This window comes from Spirosoma migulaei, assembly GCF_054776855.1.
Window position 1 is genome coordinate 13,357 of sequence record NZ_BAAHBG010000019.1, and the last position, 23,538, is coordinate 36,894.

Sequence of the window (23,538 nt, forward strand, 5' to 3'; positions counted from 1 at the left end):
TATTTGACTAAAAACTATCTACCCTTTTTCTGTGACCTATTCTGAATTTGAGACCCGCTGGAAACAATCTGGTGGAGCCGAACGGGCTAATTATGGCTTATTTCTGCAAGACCTTTGCGATCTGATCGGCGTTCCCCGCCCTGATCCAACTACCGACAATCCAACTCAAGACGCCTACGTACTTGAACGAGCCGTTGAGTTTGCGGATGGCATTCATAGCAAGAAAAGTACCGGCCGAATTGACCTCTATAAACGAGGCTGCTTCGTACTCGAAACCAAGCAGGGAACCGATAACCCTGACCAACAGAAAAAAGCGGACCGCGCTGAACTAGGTCTCCCACCCGAAAAACGCCGTAAAGGTCACGCTGTGCGGGGAACGGCTAAATGGGGACAAATGATGCAGGCCGCTCGTCAACAGGCATTAAACTATGTCCGGGTACTTCCTGCCGATGAACCACGCCCGTTATTTGTACTGGTGGCTGATGTGGGTTATTGCATCGACGTATACAGCAATTTTGCCGGTGTTGGTGATTCGTTTGTACCGTTTCCTGATCAGACGCATTACCGGATACCACTGGCAAAACTGGCCGAGGAGGAAACCCGGACTATATTACGACAGATATTCACTAATCCGCGTGAGCTAGATCCTAGCCGCCGGTCGGCCCGTGTAACGCGCGAACTGGCCGGTTATTTGGCAGGGGTTTCCTCACAACTAGAGCGGTCTGGCCACGCTCCGGAACTAGTAGCGCAGTTTCTCATGCGCTGCCTGTTTACCATGTTTTCGGAAGATGTAGGCCTAATTCCCAAAGAATCCTTTACCGGAATGCTGCGGCAGTATGCATTGCCCGATCTGCTCCAGTATTTACCGGACGCATTAGAGAGTCTTTGGCATACGATGGATATAGGCGGGTTTTCTCCCGATCTGAAAGCCCGGCTCCGCAAGTTCAACGGCAAGCTATTTCATGATGCCAGAGCGTTACCGCTTACGGCTGATCAGATGCAGTTACTGCTTAAAGCAGCCGAAGCCGATTGGAAAGACGTTGAACCCGCTATTTTCGGAACACTGCTGGAACGCGCCCTCGACCCACGCGAACGTCACAGCCTGGGTGCCCATTATACCCCGCGCCGATACGTCGAGCGGTTAGTCTTGCCGACGGTAATAGAACCACTACGTCAGGAGTGGACGACAGCACAAGCCGCAGCCGCCTGGCAGTTAGAGGAAGGCAAATCAAAAGACGCCCGCGCGGAATTAGTACGTTTTCTAAATCGGTTAACGTCAATCAAGATTCTCGACCCCGCCTGTGGCTCAGGTAACTTTCTCTACGTAACGTTAGAACATTTGAAACGCTTGGAGGGTGAAGTACTAGCCGCTATCAACTCCTATGGACAAACGGTACTCCTTAACCTCAGCGGAGGAACAACCGTATCACCCCGGCAACTGCTGGGGCTGGAATTGAACCCCCGCGCGGCCGCCATTGCTGACGTAGTGTTGAAAATTGGCTATCTGCAATGGCACCTTCGCACCCAGGGCGAAAGCGAACTACGCGAACCATTGCTAGATGAATACGAGAATATACACCACCAGGACGCAGTATTAACGTATCAAGATGGTTTTACAAACGTCAAGCAGACAGAATGGCCCAAAGCTGATTTCATTATTGGTAACCCGCCATTTGTGGGTGACAAAGCGATGCGAGGTGCGTTGGGTGATGAGTACGTCGAAGCGTTACGGAAAGCCTACAAAGGCATCGTACCAGAATCTGCCGATTTAGTAATGTACTGGTGGGAGAAAGCCGCCGAAATTGTGCGCCAAAACCAAGCAGAAACCTTTGGATTCATCACGACTAATTCTATAACACAAACCTTCAACCGCCGACTGATTCAGCGTCATCTCGATGCCGATCCGCCTTTGTCTCTGACGTTTGCTATTTCTGATCATCCGTGGGTTGATAGTGCACAGGGCGCGGCTGTGCGAATTGCCATGAGCGTAGGGCGAACGGGTACGTTGACAGGAAAACTAACGACTGTAACCCGTGAAGTAACCACCGATGAAGACGATGCACATGCGGTTGAACTGGCTGAAATTGACGGGACGATTAACGCAGATTTCACGGTAGGAGCTGACGTAGCGGGATCCGTTACACTAAAGGCAAACACTGGCATAACCAGCAACGGAATGATGCTGGCCGGTTCGGGCTTTATTGTGACAGAAGAACAGGCAAAAGAACTTGGTTTAGGAAGTAAACCAGAACTTGACGCTCGTATTCGGCCCTATCGCAATGGCAAAGACCTGACCGCCCGGCCTCGTAACGTGTTTTTGATTGACTTATTTGGTTTGAGTGAATCGCAGATCATCACGCAATTCCCTGAATTGTACCAACATGTTTTTACGCATGTCAAACCTGAACGCGATCTGAACAATCGCAAAAAATTGAAAGAAATCTGGTGGGAGTTTGGTGAAACGCGTAAAGGTTTACGAAGTGCGCTTGGGGGGCAATCTCGTTACATTGCTACTGTTGAAACGGCTAAGTATAGGATCTTCCAATTCGTTGATTCTAACATAACACCTGACCACAAAATTGTAGTAATTGCACTGGTGGATGCTTACTCTCTGGGTGTTTTGTCAAGCCATACCCACGTAATTTGGGCATTGGCAACAGGCAGTACTTTGGAAGATAGACCTGTATATCCAAGTTCTCGTTGTTTTCAAACATTTCCCTTTCCAGACGCAACACCCAATCAACTGGCACGTATTCGCGAACTTGCTGAACAATTAGATACGCACCGCAAACGCCAGCAGGCGCAATACGAAACGCTAACGCTTACCGATCTATATAACGTCGTCGAAAAACTGAAAGCCGGTGAAGTGCTTAATGCCAAAGATCAGATCATCAATCAACAGGGATTAGCCTCGGTCGTACTCAGCCTGCATCAGCAAATCGACGCGGCCGTCGCGGATGCGTACGGCTGGCCAGTGGATCTACCTCAATCAGAAATTCTGACCCGATTAGTTCGTCTCAATCAGGAACGTGCAGTTGAAGAACAAGCCGGACTCATCCGGTATTTACGTCCCGAGTATCAAGCGCCTGGTCAACAACAGTTAGGAATCGATCTGGGCAAAACGACCGTTACCAAAGCCGTTACGGTTGCGGCTACTGGACCACAGGACTGGCCTAAGGAACTGGCTGGACAGATGCAGGCGATTCGTACGCTTGTTCAGCAAGCTAGTCAACCCCTTAATGCCGCACAGATAGCTAGTCAGTTCAAACGCACCAAGGTGGACAAAGTGCAACCTTTATTAGATACCCTTACGGCATTGGCACTGCTACGTTTCACACCGGAGAATACATATGCTTCCTAACCTGACCTTGTTGATAAAACCCGCTAATCAACTCAATAGTCTGATAATCCCCAAGGAACAAAAACGTATCCACTCTAGTTAGTATCGAAATCCTCCGTCCACTCTAGTAACTTCTGCTGAAGCAGTTGCTTATCGGGCAGATAAAGTTTGTATTCCGAGGCGTAGATATTGGCGTCTTTGGGGAGCGTTAGCTCGACAAGGGCGTCATTCTTTTGCTTACAGAGCAAAATGCCAAGGGTTGGCTTTTCATGATCGAGCTTAACATAGCGGTCGTAGTAGTTCACGTACATCTGCATTTGCCCAAGATCCTGATGCACGAGTTTGTCGGTCTTCAGATCAATTAATACGTAGCATTGCAACAGGCGGTTATAAAACACCAAATCGACGAAGAAATGATCTTCATTAAAGGTGAACCGCTTCTGTCGGGCTTCAAACAAAAAGCCTTTGCCCAGTTCAAGCAGAAAGTGCTGCATCTCGTCAATAATCCGGGTTTCCAGGTGCGACTCTGAATAAGCGGTTTCGGCATTCAGTCCTAGAAACTCCAGTACATACGGATTTTTAAGAACGTCTTGCGGATTAATGATCTGTTGGCCTTCTTGAGCCAGTTTCTGTACCTCAGCTTTGTCACGACTTAAAGCTAGCCGTTCGTACAGACTCGAACTATACTGGCGTTGCAGCTCCCGTAAACTCCAGTTGTTGGCCGCGCATTCCAGTTCATAAAAACGGCGCTGATCGGAGTTATCGATTCGCATCAGAATCAGGTAGTGTGACCAAGAGAGTTGAAAGCGAGGTTGTTGCAATTTCGCAGGCACTGTCTGCGGAATTGAATACGTCAGGTAGAACTGGCGCATCTGTTCCAGGTTTCGTACCGAAAAACCCTTCCCGAACGCGTCGGTGAGTCGTTTAGCCAGATCGGTTATAATGGCCTTACCATACTGGGCGCGTGTATTGCCCTGCTGCTCATCCTCGACAATCGTTCGGCCTATCTCGAAATAGGTACGTACCATCGTCAGATTGACGGTCGTTACGACCTGCTGACGGGCAAGTCCGATCAGGTCCGCTATTTTGCCAAACAGAGGTAGGGCGTTGGAATGGTTAGGATTCATAGCACAACTTGGCAGTAAGGTTTACTATAGTCTGCCAGTGTTTGGAGTTTGGCATAAAGGTACAGGCTACATATATAGACACTGAACTATTTGATTTATTCCACAGAAATTATGAATTGCCAATGCAGGATAGTAGAAGGAAGCTTAATAGCATTCAGCGAGAACCAAACTTACTGTAGTGTGACTGTTCAACCGTTAGCAAGCTTAGTCATTAATCGTAGCACCTGCACCCGCTGAAAAAGTTGACCTTTCGCCGTGCGGAAACCTGACGCATTTAATTCGTCAGCAACCTGTTGCAGGGTCTTATCCTGATGGAGATAGCCTTTAATGGTCAATAAAGCTCGTCGGTTGTTTTCGTTCGTAGCTGCTTTGAGCTTGATAGCTTTCACACCTTTTTGCTGAGCCTGTGGCGTTAAATTCTGAGGAGAGCCTAAGACAAACCCTTGTTGCTTCTTAATAGCCAACGCCTTCTTAGTTCGTTCGCCAATCAACTCTCGTTCATGCTGAGCGAGGGTGGCAAAGATGCCAATAGTCAGCGTGTTGGCATCGGGCATATCGGCACAGACAAAATCCACCCCACTGTCTTTAAGGGCAAAGATAAATCCAGCATTACGGCTGAGTCGATCCAATTTGGCAATTACCAAACGGGCTTTATTTTGTTTCGCATAAGCTAAGGCCTCCAAGAGTTGCGGACGGCTATTACGCTTGCCGCTTTCCACCTCAACAAATTCTCGCACCAGCTGCGCCTGGCTACCAATGAAACCCATCACCTGAGTGCGCTGAGCCTCCAGACCAAGCCCGCTTTGTCCTTGCAGTTTAGTCGAAACTCGGTAATAAGCAACGTTGAGTATTGGCTGACTTTCCATCAAGAAGTGAATTAGACCGCCAATATAAGGGAAAAGTGCAGTTTGTTACAAATGATAAACGACCATTTAACATCTGTAACAAGCAAGTCTCGCTAAGATTTTTATATAGATAAGATGATAGTTTAAGTGGAGTAATACAGAGGGTATACGTCTAAAAAGTCATGCCACCAACATTGAGTTGTTGGTGGCATAACCGACGCTTTTTAAATCTGGTGGGCTATTAGCACTGCTTGGCTCTAACACCTTTTAGACTTCAACCGAATTAGTCTTGGGTTTACGGCCACGGGGTTTGCCGGTGTAGGGGACTTTAGGAGCTGCATCCTCCTGGCTCAATTGTAATTCAAAAGCGGTTGAACCTTCATAGTCAAAAAGACGAATGGTAAAGGCGTATTTCGATTTCCCGAAATCTACACCGCTTTTTTTCAGAATAAAGGGCAATGATAGAGTGTAGCTTTTGGCGGCTTTTTCTACTTGGAAAGTATCTTCCTGGCTATCACTGACTGGAACTAGGTAAAGAGATTTGGCTTTACGCTTTCCTTCCTGCATGCCGACTTTGAAAGTAGTATTTTCAAAATCTACGCCTAAACCAGTAGTGGTTTTAGCAGGGAATACCAATTTACCGGCATTAGAAATATAACCTGTCAGGATTACTTTCTTGGCTTTAACGGCTTTTTCTTTCTTCGCTTTTGGTAGGCTATTTTCAGCGAGTGAAAAGAACCGAATATCAATTGACTTCATTATCACGGGGTTAATTTGTAAAACTTGCTGCAAATTTACTGAATAAGTATGGCCTATCAGAATTGATAATTTTATTAAAAAAGCCCTGCCGGAACAGGGCTATAAAAGCGAGTAATTACACCTTTTTCAAGAGCACTGATATTTGCTGCAAAAGTTGCTCATCATACGTAATATGCTCTTTATAATGTGCGGCCTGGGCATAAACGCTAATAGGGTGTTTGCCTTCAAAGTGTCGATCACGCTCGACCGGTAATTCTAGATGGCCACATACAGGGGTTAGCTCTCTTATGGATACATAGCCAAGTTGGGGTAGCTAACACATTTGGGGTATATCCGCCACGTAAAGCCTATATAAATATGTTAATCAATTAGTTATGTGGATTTATTGCCCAGTATGGGGATTATCTTGGCAAGTTGAGTATAGTACCCGGAATAAGTGTGAGTTTGGGTGGCTAACTGCTGTATTTCGGGTTTGGATGTTCTTGACGTCGACGAATTATGTACCTTTTGGCAGAACTAACCGATGTAGTCAACATTAAAGCTATTAATTCAATAAACGATCGAAATATGATAACGCATTCTTACGATAATTGGCGTTTTTTCCTTTCAGAATTTGGTCAAAAACTTTTTCATAAGCTACTTTGAACTTCTCCCAAAACAAATATGGATTAATAACAATATATCCTTTGTCCTCATCTATTTGGAACGCGAAAGGATCGTAATCAACAAATACACCTCTTGCTTGGTATCCATGATTAAATGTATTTCTCTGGAAAATATGAATTACATCTGAGTACTTACTTAGAGACTCTTTTTTTAAACTTCCATGAAGTACTTCAAAAGCTTTATAGAATTTTTTAGAAGGTTTATTAGAAAGGCTCAGGTCTATTAACTTATAAATTGGTGTCACGATAGCTTTCGATTGTTCGTATTCATTATCTTTTTTTATTTTTGGAATATCATTGATAATATGCCCTAAAGTTTCTATAGCCAGAAATGTCAAAACATTTAGTGCAAATGGACCATAAACTTTGTATTCACCTTTTTCGTCTTTCTCAGAAAGCGCATCAAACTGTTTGATAAGTAGCGTATCTAGTCTGGCTTTAAGAATTTTCAACTTCATCGTTTCATCTTCAAGCTGTCTTACTTGTCCATATGAAATAGACCCTCCTTCCAGTCTTTCACCAAAATATGTTTCGTCGGGAACCGGCATATCTTAATTTTTTAGTTTCGCTTGTTAGGAGGTGGCTAATACATTTGGGTTATAACCACCACCTGGGGGCAACAATTGGCCTTCTTCCTCTAATGAACCTATTTGAGAGGCCATCCTTTTAAAATTTGATCTATATAGTCTTTCACAGGTTGACTTATTTTGCCATTGTCTTTGATATGTGTGGCGTACCAGTCTCTTATATCATCAGCTACTTGGTCAGCATTTGTACTAAGCAAATCAGAATTATTAAATTCCGTTTTATCATTTTCAGATAAATGGAATTTTAGGAATTTCACATCGTAATCTCTTATAAAATCATCAGATAGTAGATCGTAACCCTCGGGTATTAAAAGGAAATAAGCACGTTGACGAAATGGCCTTTGAGCTAATGACGATGTACCATTAAACAATTCTTTATTTAGACGGTCTTTTGGAATTATCATTATTCGACCTTCACTACCAACAACTCCACCAGCAGATGAAAAATGAGCAGCTACATTAATATCATCTGTTAAATCAATAAAAGCAGTTGAAAAACCGTAATGCTGAAATATTCCAAATATTTCAGCATCTATTTCTAAAGTACTAGCACTAGGTGCATCTAAAATACCTATACCGAAAATAGCTTCTCTTAAAAAATAATATAATCCTGCTATTTGAGTCGAATAGTCGTACTGATAATCAGTACCATACATGTGACCGGTTAGAATGGCGTAGACCTCTTTTTGATGTTCTTCTGTCAGCTTTTTAAATTTTAAATCTCTAGCACTTGTTGGCTTGATTTCGGAATAAAGTTTGTGCTCACCCCTATACAAATATTTGTCATTTGGATAGTTAGATTCAATCTCTTTTACTAATTCTTTAAGATTTTTCATTTGGATATAAGTTAGCCTAAAATTGGGCCACTTTGCTATTTCGTATAAAATACGTCATTTGAGCGGCACTAAGTTTGTAATTACTTGATTATAAATAGCGATTAGTAGAGTGGGGTAGTTAACACAGAACCGCCTTTTTCGCCACGCAAGGGGCTTAATATCCTCTATAACAGTCACTTATAGAAAATTTTATGCTTTAACGTTCGATTATAGCAGTTAATAATTTTGCTATTTAGGACGTGTAAAAGCATAAAACACCTTTAAGGGAAAAACCATTGCGAAATGCTGATTTTGGAAGTGAATTTAAGTCGTTTTCTAAGCCGTATAGCCCAAAGGATGAAATTGCTCTCTAGTACAGGTGGTTAAATCTGTATAACTATCTAACTATTAGTCAGTTATAGGCTTCACGTGGCGTATATACTTCAAATGTGTTAGGTACCCACAAGTTCTGGAAACCCTAACCCCAGATCACATAAGCCGAATACAAAATCTTCATTTAATGCATCTATTACAGTGAGTAACCAAGTACAATTGGCATCTGGTGTGAACAGCTTTACTACCGGTATATGATCCGTACCTCTTTGACCATGACTACCGTTATGAGTTAGTTTGGCAATATGTTCTTTGGTAAACAGTTTCATTTAGATTCTCCTTTCAGGTTGCAGTTTACAGGGACTGAACAACCGGCCTGAAAGCGAACGAACCAGGAATAAATTTTGGTGGGGCGGGGAATTGCCTTTAAGCCCTGGCGGGACAAGGCGAAAATTTTTATTGGAGAAGACGAGCTGAGGACGGTAAGACCACTGGGCAAACCGAGACCGGCTAAAGGGAGCTGAAATTAAGCTAAGTCTTTCAAAGCATTTATAACTTCCGCTGACAGCAAGGTAATAAGTATATTCTCAATTAATAAGCGGGTATATTTTTTTATACCTCTAATGATAGTAGAACGTGAACAAAAAATAACAGTTTGTCTCTTTTCCGAGATCCAATTCAACAAATGCAGCCTGATCTTTTTACACATTTTCTTAGAACGTTAAATACATTGCAAAGAAACTGGATGTAAAAATCAGTAGAAGGAACAGAGGTAGGTCATGTTTTAAACCGTTTGTTCCTACTGATTATCAAGCCTTTACCTAGCAGATACTAACTAAGTATTGCTGTCTATCAAGTGCCACTCTTTTACTTTTTCTGCTATTTCTCGTTCATCATCCATTTTATTACTGAAGAACAATGTCTCTCGAAGCATTAAAGCAATAATTGTGTAATATTTTTGAGATGGCATATATTCACTATCTTCTGGTGGTAATTCTGTTAGCAAGTAATTATAAAAACCTTTAACAAAGAGGACTATAAATCGTTCTTCAGGCAAATTAAAACGCAACTCTTGCTCTACTATATAGTTATTATTCTCATCGGAAAATTTAATTCGCTTCTTGGTCACATTTTTATTAAACTCCTCTTTTGAATTTTCTATATAATGCTTTAAGGATTCTTCTATTAAATATAATGGCAGCCTTTCTGAAATTTCATATTCTGATTCATCATCTTCTACTCTAAATTTTAAACTTTTGATTTTCTTTTTTTCTTTTAAGCTCTTTAATAATTTGACCATTGCATCGAAGTCATTAAATAAGGGTTTTTCATTTTCTTTATTGTCATTATCAGGTACTAAACGTGGAAAATCCAAGGTATACCATGAATGTTTTAACGCTTGGGCTATATGTGCAAGATCTGAAAATAAATTCTCAGCTTTAAATCTCTTTGATAAATAATAAGCAACTCCTAATACATCAGCCCTTTTTTCTTCTGAAGAACTATCAACAAAATAGTCAGGAAAGTATTTAATCAATTTATCTCTATTTACCGGCAATTGAATATATGTAAATCCTTCTTGTAACTTGTTTCTTTTCAGCCAGTTACGAACTAATTTAATCTTTATATTATCATTTTCTTCGTTACCTACGGGTATCGAACAAAACTCTATAATTTTTGCTATACATAACATTAAATCATTAGGGTATTTATGTTCACCTAAAAGGAAGATTTTTTCTTTCGTTAACAAATTATAAAGTGACAAAGCTAGCTTATATTTAAATTGCTCTTTCTTTCTATTATCCTCAAATCGTTCTGGATATCTTTTTAAATCTAGTCTCCAATCTTTATATGGCAATTTATCATAGTATTCTTTAAAATGTTCTATAAACTCTTTTGCTAACCAGGGATGGCTAACCTTAATTGTTTCATTTTGAAATACAAAATTGATTCGCAATAATTCGGGTGGTCTTTTACCTTTACCTTTTTCCCATTCACTAGTATCAATATTCTTTACAACTTTATAAGCATTTTTTGTCTCTGCTTCTGCTGTGGTTAGAAGTTTTTGATTTTCTGGCCTCTCCCAAAATTCAATTTCGTCAATATATTTCTTTTGGGCAACAGAAATTATCTCAAACAATAAGCTTGAAATATGCAATAAATTATATGAATTTATACAATTAATAATTTCATGGTATATTTTTTTAGGTAGAATGACGCTAAAGTATTTATGAGTAGGCACAAAGCCATCTATATAAGCCTTCTCTTCAAATACCTCCTTAAAATAATCAATGAACATTCGCAGTTGATTATGCTGATATTCAAAATAGAAATCATCAGGTGGATTAAAAGGCAGATTATATAGAGCTACCTTTTTATAATCGGGATTATTTAACAGTTGTTGCTGCTTTTCATCTAAATCCCTAGACTTATTGAGGCCGAAATATGGTATGTAAAAACCTCTTTCATGATCAAAATATTGGAACACATATATGCGACGCCACTTTTGGTATTTTTCCCAATCAAAATTTATTGGCCCAAAATCTAGGTCACCATTTTCTTTCCTTTCCATAGATTATATTTATCTCATTTTAACAAAAAAATGATATACAACAATTTCAAAATCATTTCTCGAGTAGGTAAACTTACAAAGTTTTATGTCAGCAGGCAAGCCAGGCCAGCTATCAGATAAGTGCTTTACTTCCAGTAATTTATAAGGAGTTGCTATAGTTTGAACAAAAGAAGAATATTTATTCCAAAAAGATGTCAGATCCAATGTTTCAGCATATACAATAATAAAATTTGCTTTTAGACCATTAGTGTCGTAATTAAATAATTTATTAATGTGGCTGATAACTACGTTTTTTGATAAGTTATTTTTTAGATTAAACCCCTCACAAACTGCTACGGCATTTCCAGCATTGGTTTCAATTAGTATATCAATTTCACCCATCGTTTTTAAGGTTTCTGAAAATCCATAACCAGATTCATCTTTAGCTATAAAATTATGGATAAATTCTGCTGTAAACTTAGTTCTTGCTTTTTCATTTTGAGGAATATCTGCGCTTAATCCTTGGACTCTTTTTAATGCTTTTAAGATAACATTTACAAGTGTATTCTCCTCATTTATAGTACTACTAGTCTCAAAATAGTTTTTAAGTAATTCATAAATTTTCTGTTCTTTGTCTCTATATGACTCGCGCAGGTATACAGTTTTAGGTGACTTAATTTTGCTTTCCTCAATCTCTAATAGCTTCTCCTTAATTCGCTTGATAGCTTTATCTGAAGTTAATCCTTTGATATATATAGGCTCTGCTTCTAAAATCAAATCCCAAATAGTTTGTATTAGGGATGTTATTTGATAATTTAATTGACTTAAAAATATTAGCTCTACATGTAGAATTATCGAATAATCTAGTTCATCAAAATCTTTTTTAAAATTTGCTAAAAATTCTTCATAAGCTGGTTTAGAATCAATAAAAAATGTTAGTGGCTGGCTTGTGCAGTATACTTCATGGTCATCTAATCGTCTAAATTCATCAGCTCTAAAAATTGTTTGGCCTATAAAGGTTCTATCGTATAATAAATTATCTTTATTTAAAAAGAAAGATTTATACTCTTTATGAGATGAATTATTCAGCTTTAAAGAAAGGAATTTATCAAGTTCAACTACATAATTATGCAACCAATCTAAATTTTCTTGGATTTCAGGAAGGCTAGTAGGCCGTGCCTCTGTGCTAGCGATTGCATTAAAAAGGGCAGTATTACTCATAATAACATCTTGCATAGTAAACTGAGAACAAGTTTATGATTAAAAAATATCATTAGTGTGGTTATAATTTTAAGCTATAGCATTTTATAAACGGTCGTTTGTAAAATGCCACAAAAGGGTATATTTGAGAAATCACACCGTGGAACACCTGTTTTCTACGTGATAAAAGTTATAGTATGAACTACATCTGTTACTACCGTGTATCAACGAAAGCACAAGGCCGTTCCGGGCTTGGCCTGGGGGATCAACGCTTAATTGTGAATCGGTATCTTCGAGATGATGATAAGCTCCTTCAGGAATTTATGGAAGTCGAGTCCGGTAAGAAAGAAGATCGGCCAAAACTTCAGGAAGCTATTAGAGCCTGTCAGCAACTAGGGGCAAAGTTACTGATTGCAAAGCTCGACCGGTTAAGCCGGAACGTGGCCTTTGTGATGACACTACGGGATTCGGGCGTTGACTTTGTAGCTTGTGATCTGCCGGATGCCAATACGCTTACTGTGGGTATGATGGTGACATTCGCTCAATACGAAGCGGAACGGACTTCCGAACGTACCCGCGCAGCCTTGGCACAAATGAAGGCACAAGGTTTTAAGTTAGGTAAGCCTGAAAACCTGACATTGGCGGCTATTCAAAAAGGCGAAGCTATCCGAGTCGATAACGCGGCCACCAATAAAGCTAACGTCCAAGCTACAGAGCTGGCCACACTTTACCGGAGTAAAGGCATGACCTATACTGAAATTGCGGAAAAGCTTAATCAGACCCATTATCAAACCAGGCGCAACAAGCAGTTTGAAGGAAAAGCTGTTTGTAGGCTCCTTCAGCGGGTAGGCTTGTGAGGCTTTACAAAGCGGCTAGAACCGGGTAAAATGGAAAAGCGTTATATTGGCATCAATAAACACAAATACGGACATAGATAGAACCATGCAAACTACATATCACATAAACACTGAGAACCTTAATTCTAAGTTTCTAGAAGCGGTAAAATCAATGTTTGGCAAAAAAGATGTCAAAATTGTGATTGAAGACGTTCAACCCGAAGACGAGCAGGAAAAGCTATTTAAAACTTTGTATGGAAGCTGGGAAGGGGATGAAACGGCAGATGAGCTAGTTAAACAAATTTACTCCGCACGTTCTAGCAGCACACGTGATATAGAGTTATGAGTGAGTTCTTACTAGACACCAATATTTGCATCTACTTGATTAAAGGCCAATACGATTTAGAAAATAAAATTCTAAAAGCCGGTTTAAATTCTTGCTATCTATCAGAAATTACTATTGCTGAACTTTTGTTTGGTGTAGAAAATAGCGCCCCTGATAGAAAATTACGAAACCTTCAGCGAGTTCAGACACTTAAAGCTTCCTTTTCAGGTAGGATAATACCAATTACTGAATGCTTAGAAGAATACGCTAAACACAAAGCTCAATTAATAAAAATTGGCCGCAGGGGTGACGATTTAGATATTTTTATTGGTTCAACAGCTATTGTTAAAGGCTTGACCTTAGTTACCAGGAATACCAAAGATTTTGTTAATATGGAAAATATCAAGCTTGAAAACTGGATAGACAAATAATTATAAAGAAAAACCATTTTTTTGTTACTCTAAAACACTATGAAGAGAATAAAAAAATTTATTAGTCACAATAGTACGGTCCTTCTATTCTATCTTGTATTTAGTTTAGCATTAGCGATAGGGATCGCAAATATATTCCATATTTTCTTTTTGGATTTCCAGTTGGAAAATAATAAAGATGCTGCTGAATTTAGTAGATGGGAGAAAGCAATTCAAATTGCTGTTTCCATAACTGGGTTTCTATCTTTGTTAATTAGCGTTAAAATTTGGCAAGATAGTGATAAGCGGCAGGTTAGCCAAGCGGCAATCAGTTTGTTTGAAAAATTTAGGGATGAACGCTTTGCAAAAATAAGAAGTGAAGCATGGATTAAAAGAAATAAGTATTACTACGAAGAAGGATATAGGGAAAAGATTATTGATGCTTCTGCAAAAATTGAGGAAGAATATAAATATAATTTTTTAATGCAAGAAATGCGAGTTGTGCGCGATTTAATAGAGTTTTATACTGTATTAAGTGAATACAAAGGTTGCGAAGAAATTATTAAGAAGTGTCGCTATTTTCATTATGGCTATTGGAGACACTTTTTGTATGAAATAGCAGAGTTACATGACAATTACAATTTACCTGTGAGCACTTTTGAAGAATTTTATGATTCTGAATATAAAAAATACGTTGTAGGCATTTCTTATGTAGCTACCTTAAAGAGAATGGATAGGCTAGTAGGTTTTGAAAATATCCCCGAAAATTTTAAATTTCACGAATTTAAATAAAGAGGCCGACTTAAAATTGATATGGGAAAATAATTGGCATTTTTAATTATTGAAGCCCCACACTCCATTTTATTTAATTTCAAGATACGATCATGGATTTGAATTTACCATCTATGAAAGAGGCAGATTTACCCTCTGAAGATGCAATTAGTAATGGTTTAAAAATTATTGAATCCAGCCTTTTAGATAAGTTATCCTATGAGGAAATAAAAAAGCTTTTTAACGATGCTCTTGGTATGGTTCCCAAACTTGTGGTGCCAAACGCTAGTATAACTGCGCCAATTTACAGAGTAACAAATGGGCTATTTCCAGGGTTTGACAAAAATCAAATATCATCTTTTTCTCACCCGCCATTTAATAACTGTAAAAAAGGTCGAGCAAATATTGATGGATTTCCTGTTTTTTATGCCGCTCTCTCAGGAGATACAGCTTTAAGAGAACTCAGAAATTCAACTAATCAACCACTACAAAAGGGTGACATAGTCTATATAAGTTCATGGGAGGTAGATAAAGATATTAAACTGGCTTATTCACAATTTATATACAATGATGAAGTTAAGTTAGGGGAAATGCTTTCAGGTCTTAATAAATCAAACCATGAAAAGATTGCACATATCTCTTCACCTTATACAGCAGGAAAAAGAAATGCATTTAAACTATTATTAGAAGGTTTAAGTAATCTTTTCATTGGAGACAAATCATATGCAGCATCTTCTTTTTTATCTCATCATCTGTTATATGAAGATCGTGAAAATTTTCCGATAAGAATTGAAGCGTTATTATATCCAAGTGTTCAAGCAGGGTTAACAAACATAAATTTTGCTATTCATCCAGATTTCGTAAAAGATCATATTAAATTAAAAGGAATTCAAAAAGTGGAATTTGAATCATTCCAAGAAGGTAGATCAAATTTAATTTTTTTAGAACAAGGTAAGCCACAAACAGATGGAACTATAAAATGGTATAAAAGTGGATTTAGCCTCAAAGATATAAAGGCTGAAAGCTATTCAGTAAGTTTCAGTATAGATCCACCAATAGACAATATAAATGAAGATTATTTGTTCTATTCAAAAACAGATAATGATTATTATCCATTGCCCATATTAACTTGGAAAATATTAAACAAAAAGAAAAAAGAAGTTCTAAATGAATTAGCAAAATTTGAAGAGGAAATGGATTTTGAAAAAATTTACAAAAAACCTATTCAAATAAATGTAAATGAGGGTGAAGTTTATTTAGAAATTGAAGACAATAAATATAACGTAGAAGCACTTGTTACTGAGATTGAATATAAATTTATATTAATGGAAGAGAATAATTAATAAATATGAAATTACCAATTGGAAAGCTATCGGGTAGGCGTACAGGTTATTCCCTCTGATGCAGAGATCGCTTATAATGGGGACGATCAACCCAAGTTCCAACTGGCCGCTTAATTGGTGTAAAAGCTCGGATTAGCCGTAAAATTGGCTACAAAGGAGCATGTATCAACTATGAATATTTACGCCCGAAGAAGAGAGAGAAAGGCTTTTCTACGGCTTATTTGGGAGTTGGGAAGGGGAAGAAACGGGCGATGAATTAGTTAAACAAATCTACTCTGCTCGTGCCAGTAGTACACGTGATATAGAATTGTAAGTTCTTCGATTTATCTCACAAACTCAGGTGATTTCGTGGAAATTAAGCATTGAATTTTGAAATGACGATTTGAGACAGTTCCTTTAAGTTTAGGATGAATATTTCAAACGTCAGCCCATGTTTCAAAAAATGGACGTTTCGCGAAACTGAATTTGTACTCACACATAAAAAATAGGCATACTTACTTTTACATTAATCTAATATGAGTAGTATTATAATAGATACTTCTGCACTTGTGTGTCTGGGAAGGTTTGCTTATGAATTTAAGCACCAAGATTTTATCAGTGATAAATTCGATGCTTTTCGCATTTATGGAGGAGTCGACTGTGCTTTAGAAGCTCTTGTTCTATATGATAATATTTATGTTGATGCTCATTCATATTATGATAGGTTTTCATTAACAGACCCTTTTTCAGATAGTTTTGATTTTTTTGCCGCTTTACCAATCACAGCTAAGCAACGCAACGACATTCATTTAAATATAGCGACTAAGCTTATTGAAAGTAAAGCTATTGAGGATGATTTTTTCAATAAAATATACGAGGATTTTTACGGAGGAGAAAACTACGATAAATTTCATCATTATTTAACTAGCTTTCAGTATTTTGATTCAGATGAACGTGCAATACAAGATGCTATTGGCTTTAAAACTTATCATTTACTTTGTAATGAGAGAGAAAAACTACCAATCTTAATGCTGGTGCAGATAATTAGAGCATTTTATTATAATGAATTACAAAAAACATTTAATTGTAATCTGGTTTTACATCCATTCAAAGGTTTGTTCGTATCAACGAATACAAGTCTCCAATCTAGATTTTTGAGTATTTTTGATCAAGAAGTTCGTAAAAAAAGAGAAGATATAACGTTTAAATGGATAAATGAAAAAAATCTCTTTTTTAAATTTCCTATACTAACTAAATATATTCTTGGGCAAACTAAACCAGGCTTTGGGTTAGCCCACGTAATAAATAAAGTTAGAGAATCAAAAGAAGCTAAATATTTTCGTGAAGGTATAAATGAGGTTTGTATTGCTATTGACAATAATGATCAGGTTGAAATAGAAAGAGTATGCTTATCTCTTGAAAAGGCATCGATTGATTGGGCAAAAGAAATTGGCCTAGATCCTAGTAAATACTTAAAAAAAATAAGTATTTCAATTCCAGTTTACGGGGGTTTGGGTGGCGACATAAAATTTAATATACCTAAAGCAAAATTAGGCACTTCAGATAAAATCTTAACCTTTATCCACGAATTATTAGAAGATGATGTAAACAATCTCAAGTTGATGTTATTTCCTTAATTCTGAAAATTGCATTTTGCATGTCATATAAACATAAGGTAAAATTTTTAAATAGCATGCGACTATGTAAAAATTCTCTATTTATAATATATACCTTAAATCTAAGGTAAAAGCTGATATTTTTAAAAGTGATAAATCATTAAGTATGTAGAAGTAACAATACTGTAATGGTCGTTCCTGGTTTGAAACCCCTACCCCTTATGACCAAATTCGTTTAGCGTTGGATCAGTTAGCAACTGTTTCAGGTTGGCATATTCCTCTCGCTCTAAAAGGTCAACTGAGCCACCGGTGGCTAATCGGATTCGGTCCCGGCATTTGCTGATTCGAGATAATAGCGGTTGAATTATGGTATTACTATGATTGACAAAATCGTAGAGGTCTCCCTCACAGGATGGGATTTTGTAGCCTTTGGTGCTGCTGGCAATGATGACACCCGCATCCCGGAGAGGAGCAATCACCCGCGTTTGAAAGTAGTGCAGGCTGGGCAGACTGCCGCGTCGTTCCTCAATGTGCGCCATTAATTCCCGGCTTGAAATGTAACGTGTGGGGTCAACATGGCGGAAGTGAAACAACAAATAATTTAAGCAGGTAACTTGGTCAACTTCTTGAGGGGAACGGCTGGCCAATTTACGATGCAAAAAGTCTTGGCCTAGGCCCATACACAGTTCAGCTAAACCAGCATTGTAATTAGCTTGATCGGGCAAGCTCTGGGCCACCACGGGGGCAAATACGTCTGGCCAGTATTTTAGGGTAAGTAACTTAGGTTTCAATAATTGTACGAAGCTGGCTCGTTCGGTTGATAGAACCGTTTCATCATAACACCGGGCTAGGGTGCCCGCTACAAAATCAGCGGCTTGGACGAGAAGACTGGCTTGGCTGTTGACAAAGCGAAAACTAGCCTGGTTAAACAGGGTGGGTACGTGCCGGTTATAGATGTACTGAGTGAATCCCTGCATAAAACTCTCGTCACCGTGTCGATCCGCAACTAATTCCAAATTAGGAAAGCTGCGGTACAGTTCTCGGTCGGCTAGCCCATGCAGAAACTTGTAGAAGGACCCTTTGTAATAAAATCCCTCCCCGCGCAGCTCTCGTTTATCGACGACAAGGGCAAAGATTTGAAAGGGGATGGTTAGTAGTTGTTTTAAGATCAAAATCCGGCGCTTATCATCACTGCCTACTTTGGCTGATTTGATAGGGCCGGTTTGAAAAAAGCGTTTACGCACCTCCTCTAATTGAGTTTCAGCCTCACTAAGCTGTTCTTTGCGTAAGGTGATGGCGGTGACGATAAAATGGGTGGAAACACCGGGCTTGGTAAAGTCAAGGCCATTGTTTCCCCACTCATCCAAAAAGGCAATATGGTCATTCATCGGGCAATTAGTAAGCTAGCCAGCAAGTTACTGATTGTCGCTGACACCTTTTATCCCCTTTCCAACCATATCCGTTCGCTCAGCCTTTGTTAATGACTGTACCGTCGTTTGTATGTTAACAAAACAGTGCTGTCGCATTATAAACCAACGTTTACATAGTAACAAGGAGGGGATAATAAGTAATTCAGCTAGGAAGACGAAGATCAAAATCGTTCACCCTGGCCAAGCGGTTATGAATTAAGATTACGTTATCAGGAAGTAATGATGATATTATGTGTGATTCGGCAACGCAACCCATTATTATTCAGATGAACACCATTCGATATTACCTTTCCTTAAAAAGAAATGGCTTTTGCACCCAGCCGTCCTCCAAATCGAAGGCTTTAGAGTTAAACTATTGTCTTCGTGACGTGTCAATTTCCAGCGTGGCCATTCTGTTTCTAACAACAATAATTCTATAGGTTGACCACAGCCACAAGGACAAATCATACCTGCTAGCCATTCCTGATCTGGCTTACCGAGCAAATAAACAGTGCGAGCTTTCCAGATATCTGGAAAGTCTCGCACATGCTCGTACGTGTAGGGAACAGGTCGTTTTCTTATAAAATCAAGAAAACGTTTCCATAAACGGTGCAGCATATTCATACTTCTAACCTTTTATTATTAGGGTAGGAGCGTGAAGTAGAGGGCTTGTCGTTCCTTTACCTACATGCCTTTGCAATTCTAAGTCAGGTTCTCCATCTGTTTGACGTTCTAATAAAAAACCTGCAATACTGAACGTAACTTCCGCAAATCGACTATTTCTTTCTGTACGAAACGGATGTATACGCGCTAAGAATTCAGTCACAGCTTGCGACGCAAACATCATATTAACACTAATCACAGCAGGACTTTCGACGTTTGCTGATCGAATATATTTTTCTCTGATTTGTCGCCCATATTCCTCCGGATTAGTTCGTGCCAAATCAGCTGCTTGCAACTGCTTCATCGTATAACGTTCTCTTGAAAACAATGAAGACCCGCCAGGTTGTATATAATCTACGCGTCCCATTACTTCATCAACTCCTCCTTTAGCATCTGCGTCCAGCCTGACACCAATGTCGAAGTAAGGTATTGAGAAGAAAGTAGCGATACGATTCAGTAAATGCCTACCATCGACCGAATCCATACAACCAAAAACGATATCACACCCCGCGATTGCTTGGTAAGCCAAATAGTGGTGTAATCCACGAGCAATAGCTCGAATCTTTACACCAGTGCCACTATTTTCCAATGCTTCTTTGAGAACTTCTACTTTGGGTCGCCTATTAACAGCATCAGAGTGACGTGTATTTAAAATACGATTTAGGTTTTTTGGCTCTATAACATCGTTATCTACTATTACTAGTTCTCCGACACCAAGCCTCCCTAACAGTTCTACAACTATACTACCAGTACCAGAACAGCCAACAACACCTACACGAAGTTTTCGTAGCTGATTAACAGTCCCTTCTCCAAAAGTTTGGTAGGTGCGCAATTGCACTTCATCAGCAATTACTTGCTCATTTGTTTCCATACCAGGAATATTTTCCGGTATAAAGACTTGAATATCATCGCCAGCTATTATTACAGATTTCAAGGGAATGAATTGACCGTCGACCTTTACAACTCTGCCGAATATTTCCCTTCCTGGTAACATAATAGCTGTTACGATTGAATCATCTCTATTAATCCAACCTGTTACAGTATCGCTCAACTCCAGATCAGATTGATCGTCCAAATCAGAAAATTTCGATCCTCCACCTGGATGGCAGTGTATTTTAAGAAGTCGCCAGCCGTTTAACCGACACTCTTCTAGCAGATGCACAATACCGGTTGGAGGCCATACCACTAAATCAGGACGCCGTTCTATACACTGATTATAAGGAAACAGCTCAAGTTTGAATATTGAGTATGTTTCAGAATCACCTTCAGTATGTATACCACAAAGGGCAAAAGCAATTGCTTCGTTGTCATCACCAGGAAACAAGTGATCTTGTAGAGCGGCATATTGCCCCCCATTCATTCTTAGCCTGTACATCAGAGTGGAAGTTATCGAGTGAGTTCGTTATTAAGCCATTCTAATACTGCCAGGAAATGAGTCTCCAGGTTATCAATACCTGGACGCCACATACCTACGGGACGGTGTCGTGACCATCGCTGATAGGTTTTTCCATCCAGAGCCTGCTGGCTTAATGCATTAATAGCCCTATTGTCAAATCGAACGACATCAGGATAAAAATACATCATATCGATCTCAACGGACGGATATGAAGCAGGTATTAATAACGCCATAGTAGTTGTACTCGCGTTATAACCCGATGGAAGGGGGAAATCATGAATTAAAACCCATCCAGCCCCCCCAACCAACAAGGCCTCCCATGGGAGGCCTTGTTGGTTAAGAAATAAGCAATCCTCAGAAGGCAATTCAAATTGCTTACGTAAAGCAACGGCAACTGAAACATCAGTTGCCGTTACATTGCCGTCCTGCGCTTCTTTAGCAACAGATTTGAATCGTTCAATACCTGGCTTACGAAAATCGGCCAGTTCATCAGGCCCGATTGCACGTTGCCCATGCTGGCCTATTTCAAACAACTTATGTGTCTGCGGAGTAAGGCCTATTGAAGCCAGTAACTGTGTACCGGTTAAATGATGCTCCCTGAATTCGCGGTATTGCTTATCTATCTTAACACGGTAGTATACAACTACACCTGGATCGTGCTCAGGATGCGGTTTATTGCTAAGACATAAATCTTCTACATCAATGATAACCTTAATAGTTAGGCTATCTTCATGATCTGAATGACCATGGCCACTGGGTACTTGGATTTTTAGGACATTGTCCATAATTTTGTTCGGATAACTAGCTCCTTTCCTGAAGTTTGAGAGCTATTGTGAATAATGGTTTTTGAATTGGAGTCTGTTGGTTCATTCATTGGCGTGAATGTAGCTATCAGACTCTTTTTGTTTCGGGCACTATTAGTTCGTCTTTTCACATGGTTCACCTCCTTTTGCTTGGCTCACAAACTTAGTTAAAAAATTCTTTCAATGTCAAATTTTTTACCTTAAAATAAATTCACAAATTTGTGAATTATTCATACCTTTGACCTTAAGAACTTGATACTGTTATCGTTCGCTGATCCGTTGTTAGAAAATCTTTATTGTTCTGGCTGGCCGCCAGCTAAGCGCTTTCGTTGTTCTAATGCTACAAGAGAACGGTTTATGTTTGTCCTAAGCGCTCTTAAAGCATTCGATAGGCTTTCTGATTTGATGAAAAAACCATCCTTAGAAAGTCGCCTTCTTGACCCAGATAGTACACTAATCGTCGTAAAGGTCAATCCTGAATACTATCTTGAGTTCACGTGCCAAGAAACAGAAGGGTTAATCACATCTATCATCATTCAGCGTATGTATTGTATCAATACGAACTAATCACCTCCGTGTCATGAGCCCCAACACAAGCCCAATTCCTCACAAAGCGATCCATCCAGGCTTACATCTTAAAGAAGAATTAGCCACATATGGAATAAAACAGAATGAATTAGCTGCTGAAACTGGTATTCAACCCTCACAGCTAAATGAAGTATTAAAAGGTAAGCGCTCTATAACACCCGACTTAGCTATACTATTTGGAGCCGCTTTAGAAAGGCCAGCAGAATGGTGGAATAAGTTACAAGCCGACTATAACCTAGATTTAGCGCGGGTCGAAGAAACCACAGTTAAGCAGGTAGAAGCGATAAACAATTGGAAGGAAATAAAGAAAACATTACCTATTTCTTATTTCAGAAAAGAGCGTGAGTTATCAGGTAATATAGTTAAGGATATAAATCATCTTTTATCAATTCTTAGCTTTTCTTCTATTTCTGAAATGGAAAACGCTTTAAATAAAGAGCGGCCTGCTGGGATTTTATTTAAGAAGTCAGGCAAGCTATTAGAACATGCTCCTTATGTTAATAGTTGGATTAGATATGTAAAATACTTATCAATAAAAGAACAAGCAGCGAATTTCAATTTTGATTGTCAATATGACTTACTGAAAAATCTAAAATCAATATTTTTAGGGAATAATGTCAAGGAAAATTTGTTAGCTAAATTTCAAGAGTACGGAATAAAGTTAATAATTAAAGGTAAACCTGACCATGCTCCTTTAGATGGTGCAGCTTTTTGGTATGGTAATAATCCTGTAATAGGATTAACACTTAGGCATCAGCGTTTTGACAACTTAATTTTTACCGTTTACCACGAGCTAGGGCATATTTTCTTACATTTAAAGCAGAATAAAGAAACGTCTTTTGTAGACAGTTTAGAAGATGCTAAGATTAACACTAATATTCAAGAAGACGAAGCGAATGAGTTTGCTCGAAATGCCTTAATTCCAGAAAATTATTGGAAAGATTTCATCTTTGGCAAAACAAAATTTTCAGATGAAACTATCCAATCGTTTGCTAATAAGATGAATATTCCACCACAAATAGTATGGGGGCGCTTATGCTTTGATGGACGAATAAAATATTCTACCCCTTCAATGTATCAGAAACACAATCGAATACCTTAATTGTTCAACGCTCAATTAATGATAACAATAGGAACTACGGTAGAAATAATTCCTAGGAAAAGATTAAATTAAATA

Annotated in this window: 20 protein-coding genes and 1 pseudogene; 8 read left to right on the forward strand and 13 right to left on the reverse strand. The window is 38.9% G+C overall.

Features of this window, described 5'->3' with window-relative positions:
- The first annotated feature begins 31 nt into the window (after window positions 1-31).
- Entirely contained in the window at window positions 32-3,361 is a 3,330-nt protein-coding gene (locus tag ACYVGO_RS20555; protein WP_460970869.1) for a class I SAM-dependent DNA methyltransferase, read from the forward strand.
- 74 nt (window positions 3,362-3,435) lie between these two features.
- On the opposite strand, the gene ACYVGO_RS20560 is transcribed toward ACYVGO_RS20555, so the two are convergent.
- The 9 genes and pseudogenes from ACYVGO_RS20560 to ACYVGO_RS20600 form a co-directional block, all read right to left on the reverse strand.
- Window positions 3,436-4,467: a PDDEXK nuclease domain-containing protein gene (locus ACYVGO_RS20560; protein WP_460970870.1), complete on the reverse strand. Its 1,032-nt coding sequence runs from the start codon at window positions 4,465-4,467 to the stop codon at window positions 3,436-3,438.
- Window positions 4,468-4,655: 188 nt separating this feature from the next.
- On the reverse strand, window positions 4,656-5,333 hold the full coding sequence (locus ACYVGO_RS20565) for a recombinase family protein (RefSeq protein WP_460970871.1): 678 nt from the start codon (window positions 5,331-5,333) through the stop codon (window positions 4,656-4,658).
- Between the two features lie 246 nt (window positions 5,334-5,579).
- Window positions 5,580-6,071 carry a hypothetical protein gene (locus ACYVGO_RS20570; RefSeq protein WP_460970872.1) on the reverse strand — a complete coding sequence of 164 codons (492 nt, stop codon included), beginning with the start codon at window positions 6,069-6,071 and terminating at the stop codon, window positions 5,580-5,582.
- A 115-nt stretch (window positions 6,072-6,186) separates the two neighbouring features.
- A pseudogene (locus tag ACYVGO_RS20575) lies at window positions 6,187-6,369 on the reverse strand (DUF2958 domain-containing protein); the annotation flags it as partial.
- A 246-nt stretch (window positions 6,370-6,615) separates the two neighbouring features.
- Window positions 6,616-7,284: a hypothetical protein gene (locus ACYVGO_RS20580; RefSeq protein ID WP_460970873.1), complete on the reverse strand. Its 669-nt coding sequence runs from the start codon at window positions 7,282-7,284 to the stop codon at window positions 6,616-6,618.
- 98 nt (window positions 7,285-7,382) lie between these two features.
- The gene (locus ACYVGO_RS20585) at window positions 7,383-8,159 is read right to left on the reverse strand and encodes an FRG domain-containing protein (RefSeq protein WP_460970874.1); all 777 of its coding nucleotides are present in this window, start codon (window positions 8,157-8,159) and stop codon (window positions 7,383-7,385) included.
- A gap of 431 nt (window positions 8,160-8,590) precedes the next feature.
- Window positions 8,591-8,800: a DUF2958 domain-containing protein gene (locus ACYVGO_RS20590; protein ID WP_460970875.1), complete on the reverse strand. Its 210-nt coding sequence runs from the start codon at window positions 8,798-8,800 to the stop codon at window positions 8,591-8,593.
- A 506-nt stretch (window positions 8,801-9,306) separates the two neighbouring features.
- Complete coding sequence (locus ACYVGO_RS20595) at window positions 9,307-11,043, reverse strand: hypothetical protein (protein ID WP_460970876.1); 1,737 nt, start codon at window positions 11,041-11,043, stop codon at window positions 9,307-9,309.
- Window positions 11,044-11,052: 9 nt separating this feature from the next.
- Complete coding sequence (locus tag ACYVGO_RS20600) at window positions 11,053-12,258, reverse strand: hypothetical protein (protein ID WP_460970877.1); 1,206 nt, start codon at window positions 12,256-12,258, stop codon at window positions 11,053-11,055.
- 161 nt (window positions 12,259-12,419) lie between these two features.
- On the opposite strand from ACYVGO_RS20600, the gene ACYVGO_RS20605 reads away from it, so the two are divergent.
- The 6 genes from ACYVGO_RS20605 (at window position 12,420) to ACYVGO_RS20630 (ending at window position 17,523) form a co-directional block, all read left to right on the forward strand.
- Entirely contained in the window at window positions 12,420-13,079 is a 660-nt protein-coding gene (locus tag ACYVGO_RS20605; protein WP_460970879.1) for a recombinase family protein, read from the forward strand.
- A gap of 85 nt (window positions 13,080-13,164) precedes the next feature.
- On the forward strand, window positions 13,165-13,404 hold the full coding sequence (locus tag ACYVGO_RS20610; protein ID WP_460970880.1) for a hypothetical protein: 240 nt from the start codon (window positions 13,165-13,167) through the stop codon (window positions 13,402-13,404).
- A complete protein-coding gene (locus tag ACYVGO_RS20615; RefSeq protein ID WP_460970881.1) occupies window positions 13,401-13,814 on the forward strand; it encodes a PIN domain-containing protein in 414 nt (137 codons plus the stop codon). Before ACYVGO_RS20610 ends, ACYVGO_RS20615 begins: the two co-directional genes overlap by 4 nt.
- Before the next feature lie 39 nt (window positions 13,815-13,853).
- Window positions 13,854-14,585, forward strand: a complete 732-nt coding sequence (locus ACYVGO_RS20620) for a hypothetical protein (RefSeq protein ID WP_460970882.1) — start codon at window positions 13,854-13,856, stop codon at window positions 14,583-14,585.
- A gap of 113 nt (window positions 14,586-14,698) precedes the next feature.
- Window positions 14,699-15,907, forward strand: coding sequence for an RES domain-containing protein (locus ACYVGO_RS20625; protein ID WP_460970883.1), 1,209 nt, complete (start codon window positions 14,699-14,701; stop codon window positions 15,905-15,907).
- A 515-nt stretch (window positions 15,908-16,422) separates the two neighbouring features.
- Window positions 16,423-17,523, forward strand: a complete 1,101-nt coding sequence (locus ACYVGO_RS20630) for a hypothetical protein (RefSeq protein WP_460970884.1) — start codon at window positions 16,423-16,425, stop codon at window positions 17,521-17,523.
- A gap of 191 nt (window positions 17,524-17,714) precedes the next feature.
- On the opposite strand, the gene ACYVGO_RS20635 is transcribed toward ACYVGO_RS20630, so the two are convergent.
- From ACYVGO_RS20635 to ACYVGO_RS20650, 4 genes are all read right to left on the reverse strand, one after another.
- Complete coding sequence (locus ACYVGO_RS20635) at window positions 17,715-18,890, reverse strand: DUF3800 domain-containing protein (protein ID WP_460970885.1); 1,176 nt, start codon at window positions 18,888-18,890, stop codon at window positions 17,715-17,717.
- A gap of 300 nt (window positions 18,891-19,190) precedes the next feature.
- Complete coding sequence (locus ACYVGO_RS20640; RefSeq protein WP_460970886.1) at window positions 19,191-19,535, reverse strand: DUF6527 family protein; 345 nt, start codon at window positions 19,533-19,535, stop codon at window positions 19,191-19,193.
- A 4-nt stretch (window positions 19,536-19,539) separates the two neighbouring features.
- Window positions 19,540-20,949, reverse strand: a complete 1,410-nt coding sequence (locus tag ACYVGO_RS20645) for a HesA/MoeB/ThiF family protein (RefSeq protein WP_460970887.1) — start codon at window positions 20,947-20,949, stop codon at window positions 19,540-19,542.
- An 11-nt stretch (window positions 20,950-20,960) separates the two neighbouring features.
- Window positions 20,961-21,755, reverse strand: a complete 795-nt coding sequence (locus ACYVGO_RS20650) for a multiubiquitin domain-containing protein (RefSeq protein WP_460970888.1) — start codon at window positions 21,753-21,755, stop codon at window positions 20,961-20,963.
- 598 nt (window positions 21,756-22,353) lie between these two features.
- Here ACYVGO_RS20650 and ACYVGO_RS20655 point away from each other — a divergent pair.
- Window positions 22,354-23,463, forward strand: coding sequence for a HigA family addiction module antitoxin (locus tag ACYVGO_RS20655; protein WP_460970889.1), 1,110 nt, complete (start codon window positions 22,354-22,356; stop codon window positions 23,461-23,463).
- Window positions 23,464-23,538: the final 75 nt, after the last annotated feature.